This window comes from Musicola keenii (assembly GCF_014855505.1).
GTDB lineage: Bacteria > Pseudomonadota > Gammaproteobacteria > Enterobacterales > Enterobacteriaceae > Musicola > Musicola paradisiaca.
Genome location: NZ_JAAWVW010000044.1, coordinates 1 through 4,859 on the forward strand (window position 1 = coordinate 1; position 4,859 = coordinate 4,859).

Genomic DNA, 4,859 nt, shown 5'->3' on the forward strand with positions numbered 1-4,859 from the left:
AGAATATGCCTGGCGGCGATAGCGCGGTGGTCCCACCTGACCCCATGCCGAACTCAGAAGTGAAACGCCGTAGCGCCGATGGTAGTGTGGGGTCTCCCCATGTGAGAGTAGGGAACTGCCAGGTTTTAAACGAGAGAAGGACCCCGTACAGTGTACGGGGTCTTTTTTTATTCATTGCGCGTTACCGGGGAAGGCGGCCTTTATCCATACCGCGAGGCCCCATGCGGGAGATGCCACCGTGCTTGCTGCGCGGTTTTCATCACGAGACGGTATTGATGGTGGCGCATCCGGTAGAGCTTCTGCGTTCAGGTACAAGGACAGGTAGCCGGAGAGATATCGTGAATACACGGAATACGGTGTTTGCGCGTGTGGCAGCGGTTTTGTGCGGCGGCCGGCATCATCCTGTAGCGATGTGGTATGCTGTGCTGACGTTATGCTGAACGATAAAAATCCCCCTGCCGCGCTTCATCATCAGGTAGACTATGGCTCGAAACATAACGTCGAGTATCATGCGCCATGACTAACCCCGCTTCATCATTATACCTTTTCAATTCCTTCTCATTATCCGTTAACGCTGCTGACACGGCGATCGTGAAGGAACCGTCGGAGCTTATTTCTGCTTGGAAAAAGGCAAAAAAAGCTGGATTACCCATATTGATACTGGGAGAAGGTAGTAATGTCCTGTTCTTGGAGGATTTTGCCGGTTCTGTATTGATTAACAGGATAAGAGGCATTGATATTCAGGAAACGGAAACATCTTGGGAACTTCATGTCGGGGCTGGAGAGAATTGGCATCAATTAGTGGAGTGGACCTTGTCTCAAGGCATTCCGGGATTGGAAAATCTTGCGCTTATCCCTGGATGTGTAGGATCTGCACCGATTCAAAATATTGGCGCTTACGGTATCGAATTAAAAGATGTATGCGCATATGCAGATGTGTTGGATCTGGATAGTGGCTCTATACTGCGTCTGAGCGCTGAGGAATGCCAATTCGATTATCGTGAAAGTATCTTTAAGCATCAATACAGAAATGGATTCGCGATTATTGCCGTAGGGCTGTCTTTAAAAAAAGATTGGAAACCTGTTCTTGCTTATGGGGAGCTCAGCCGTTTGGATGTGCATTCAGTAACTGCGGGACAGATATTTGACGCAGTGTGCTCGATGCGTCGGGCAAAGTTACCGGATCCGGCTATTGAAGGAAATGCCGGTAGTTTCTTTAAGAATCCTATTATTTCTATGCATCAGGCGGAAAAGCTTCTGGAATTGTATCCAGGGGCTCCACATTATCTGCAACCTGATGGTAATGTTAAATTTGCGGCTGGATGGTTAATCGATACGTGCGGGCTCAAAGGTTACCGTATTGGCGGAGCCGCTGTGCATGAAAAGCAAGCGCTGGTATTAATTAATCAAGGCAGTGCAGTGAGTCGGGATATCGTCGAATTGGCGAGGTATGTCCGTAATCAGGTTGCGGACAAATTTGGTGTGTGGCTAGAGCCGGAAGTTCGTTTTATTTCCTCTCTGGGAGAGGTTGATGCTGTCGGAGTCTTGTCATGAAAGATTACACTATTCCATTAAGATTGATCTCTGTGTTATCTGATGGACAATTTTATTCCGGTGAGTATCTGGGTGAGCTCATGGGGATGAGCAGAGCGGCAATCAATAAACATATACAGACGATTAGAGACTGGGGCCTAGATATTTATACTGTAACTGGCAAGGGATATTCTTTGCCTGCGCCAATACAACTACTTGATGCAGATAAGATCAGGGTTATGGCAGGGAGTAGCAATATATCGGTATTACCCGTTATCGATTCGACCAATCAGTACCTACTTGAGCGTTTGGGAACACTTTCCTCCGGAGACGCCTGCGTGGCTGAATATCAGCAGGCCGGCCGGGGGCGCAGAGGAAGACAATGGTTTTCTCCATTTGGGGCTAATTTATATTTATCATTGTATTGGCGTCTGGAGCAGGGGCCTGCAGCCGCCGTTGGCGTAAGTCTTGTGATTGGCATAGTTATGGCTGAAGTGCTGCATTCGCTCGGCGCTGAAGGTGTGAGGGTTAAATGGCCGAATGACTTGTACCTGAATGATAGAAAGTTGGCTGGAATTTTGGTCGAATTAAATGGTCGAACAGGGGATGTTGCTCATTTGGTTATCGGTGCCGGAATTAATTTACGAATGCGGGAACCTGATGTCGCAGTAGTAAATCAGGGATGGATTAACCTTCAGGAGGCTGGTATTTCCATCGATAGAAATGCTTTGGCAGCAAGAGTTATTACCGAGTTACGAACTGCGTTAGCCGAATATGAACAACACGGTTTTTCATCATTTACGTCACGGTGGAATAACCTAGATAACTTCTATAATCGGCAAGTTAAATTGATTATCGGGAACCGTGAAATAATAGGTGTTGCCAAGGGTATTGATGCTCAAGGAGCTTTGCTCCTTGAGCAAGATGGTATCGTCTCTTCCTATATCGGGGGCGAAATTTCCCTACGTGGTGCATGAAAAATAAAGGGGTTTCCCCCTTTATTTCCTCAGTCTTACACTCTCCACTGCATGATTGGCGCTTTTTTTCAAAATTAAACTAGCACGTTCTCGTGTCGGCAAGATGTTTTGTTTTAGGTTTAATCCATTAATTTCTTTCCATAATTGCGATGCGATGCCGATGGCCTCGTCTTCAGTCAATTTCGCATAATTATGAAAATATGAATCTGGGTTTGAGAATGCGCCTTGCCTGAACTTAAGGAAACGGCTGATATACCAATTTTCAAGCAGATTTTCCGGTGCATCTACATAAATAGAGAAGTCCACGAAATCAGATACAAACACACGATGAGGATCATGCGGATAATCCATCCCACTTTGTAGAACGTTCAGCCCTTCAAGTATAAGAATATCAGGTTGTGATATTACCTTATTGCATTCGGGTACAATATCATAAGTCAAATGGGAATATGTCGGTGCTGTAACGCTTGTAGCCCCTGATTTTATATCAGAAACGAATTTTACTAAGCGGTGCATATCATACGACTGTGGAAACCCTTTTTTCTTCATTAAGTCCTTTGCATGAAGGGTTTTATTTGGATGAAGAAATCCATCTGTAGTGATTAATTCCACTTTACGATGCTCGGGCCATCGACTAAGTAGTGCTTGCAATACTCTGGCTGTTGTGCTTTTACCAACGGCAACGCTACCGGCGATCCCAATGATATAGGGGATTTTTTGCCCATTCATTCCTAAAAATTGTTCAAGAACAGCTTGCCGACGCAGGTTGGAACTGATGTAAAAATTCAGCAAACGAGAAAGGGGCAAGTAAATTTCAGCGACCTCGTCTAACGATAGATCTTCATTGATACCCTTTAATTTAACGATTTCATCTTCTGTCAACATTAAAGGCACAGAGTCACGCAGGTTGGCCCATTGCTGACGGTTAAAATGTAGATAAGGCGTAGTGAAAGACTGCTCTCTGTTCTTCATAAAAATATATTTGCCCGACGCTACAGGTAAAAAGCATTAGCCTTGTATACCTGGAAATGAGGGGGGACGGGTTGGGTAGGCTAAGGCCATCGCATCCTTTCCCGCAAAATTAATCGTCCAGCGGGCAGGTTACCACTATGAGGGCGTCGAAAAGAAGCAAAAAACTGTGTGGTCCCTGATGCCTGTGATCAATGCATCAAGTACGCTATTCGATTTTGCGGGTTAAGTAATGCCGTTTGTTTCAGCTTGGTTGAAAGAATGTAAGGGGATGTTCTTATGGGAACTTTTGTCTTTTTGGCATCGTTATCACTAACAGAAAGCAGCTATTCATCATAGCTGAATCTGTGTTGATTAGACTCGTCTTTCCAGGCGAATATCAGCTAAGGTAATTGTAATGAAGTTACCTTTCAGGATGTCTTGTCGAATTAATAAGGGATAAGCTCTCTTTTGGTGCAACAAATGCCTACAGATATAGAAATACGCGCTATTCCCGGGATAACTGCTGGGCAGCCATGAAGTGGGTTTGCCTGATGATTTTGACGGTTATTTGTGCGGTACCTTATCAGTGCTATGAAACCGCGTTCATATTTGAACAAAATCTAATCGGTAGTGCGATTTGAGCAATTTTTTTGTTGCATAGAGTGATATCTCTACCTAGAATGCGCAGCACTTGAGGCCGGCTTAGCTCAGTAGGTAGAGCAACTGACTTGTAATCAGTAGGTCGCCAGTTCGATTCCGGCAGCCGGCACCATCAAGTGTAGATAATTAGGTGGGGTTCCCGAGCGGCCAAAGGGAGCAGACTGTAAATCTGCCGTCACAGACTTCGAAGGTTCGAATCCTTCCCCCACCACCAGATTCTATCCTGGAAACAGGATGTTAACGATACGGTTATCAGTATTAAGGCCGGATCGTAAAAAGTGAATCATGCATACAAAACCCAATTCACTTTGAAATTCTACAGAAAAATCAGGTAGCCGAGTTCCAGGATGCGGGCATCGTATAATGGCTATTACCTCAGCCTTCCAAGCTGATGATGTGGGTTCGATTCCCACTGCCCGCTCCAAACAGATGTGCTGATATAGCTCAGTTGGTAGAGCGCACCCTTGGTAAGGGTGAGGTCGGCAGTTCGAATCTGCCTATCAGCACCACTTCTTTATTTTCCTCCTGATTTTTATCTGTTAAAGGCTCAGCAAGTAATTGCTTGGTTGATGTGGTGATACCACCGATTTATCCGTGTCTTAGAGGGACAATCGATGTCTAAAGAAAAATTTGAACGTACAAAGCCGCACGTTAACGTCGGTACTATCGGCCACGTTGACCATGGTAAAACAACGCTGACCGCTGCCATCACCACTGTTCTGGCTAAAACCTACGGTG

4 protein-coding genes, 4 tRNA genes and 1 rRNA gene are annotated in these 4,859 nt (G+C 45.4%); 8 read left to right on the forward strand and 1 reads right to left on the reverse strand.

What is annotated here, in order from left to right; all coding sequences use genetic code 11:
* The first annotated feature begins 8 nt into the window (after positions 1-8).
* The 3 genes from rrf to birA all read left to right on the forward strand — a co-directional run bounded on the left by rrf (position 9) and on the right by birA (position 2,510).
* Positions 9-124: ribosomal RNA gene (gene rrf, locus HEP82_RS19615) — 5S ribosomal RNA — on the forward strand.
* 392 nt (positions 125-516) lie between these two features.
* Positions 517-1,554, forward strand: a complete 1,038-nt coding sequence (gene murB, locus HEP82_RS19620) for a UDP-N-acetylmuramate dehydrogenase (RefSeq protein ID WP_192459586.1) — start codon at positions 517-519, stop codon at positions 1,552-1,554.
* The gene (gene birA, locus HEP82_RS19625; RefSeq protein ID WP_192459587.1) at positions 1,551-2,510 is read left to right on the forward strand and encodes a bifunctional biotin--[acetyl-CoA-carboxylase] ligase/biotin operon repressor BirA; all 960 of its coding nucleotides are present in this window, start codon (positions 1,551-1,553) and stop codon (positions 2,508-2,510) included. The genes murB and birA overlap by 4 nt, the downstream gene beginning before the upstream one ends.
* 21 nt (positions 2,511-2,531) lie before the next feature.
* On the opposite strand, the gene coaA is transcribed toward birA, so the two are convergent.
* Positions 2,532-3,482 carry a type I pantothenate kinase gene (coaA, locus tag HEP82_RS19630; RefSeq protein WP_192459588.1) on the reverse strand — a complete coding sequence of 317 codons (951 nt, stop codon included), beginning with the start codon at positions 3,480-3,482 and terminating at the stop codon, positions 2,532-2,534.
* 675 nt (positions 3,483-4,157) lie between these two features.
* Between coaA and HEP82_RS19635 the strand changes: the two genes are divergently transcribed.
* The 5 genes from HEP82_RS19635 to HEP82_RS19655 form a co-directional block, all read left to right on the forward strand.
* Positions 4,158-4,233: transfer RNA gene (locus HEP82_RS19635), tRNA-Thr, on the forward strand.
* 17 nt (positions 4,234-4,250) lie between these two features.
* A tRNA-Tyr gene (locus HEP82_RS19640) sits at positions 4,251-4,335 on the forward strand.
* 135 nt (positions 4,336-4,470) lie between these two features.
* Positions 4,471-4,545, forward strand: a tRNA-Gly gene (locus tag HEP82_RS19645).
* 9 nt (positions 4,546-4,554) lie between these two features.
* Positions 4,555-4,630: transfer RNA gene (locus tag HEP82_RS19650), tRNA-Thr, on the forward strand.
* A gap of 105 nt (positions 4,631-4,735) precedes the next feature.
* Positions 4,736-4,859, forward strand: a 124-nt coding sequence (locus tag HEP82_RS19655) for a GTP-binding protein (protein ID WP_004202223.1), incomplete at its 3' end; no start/stop codon positions are given.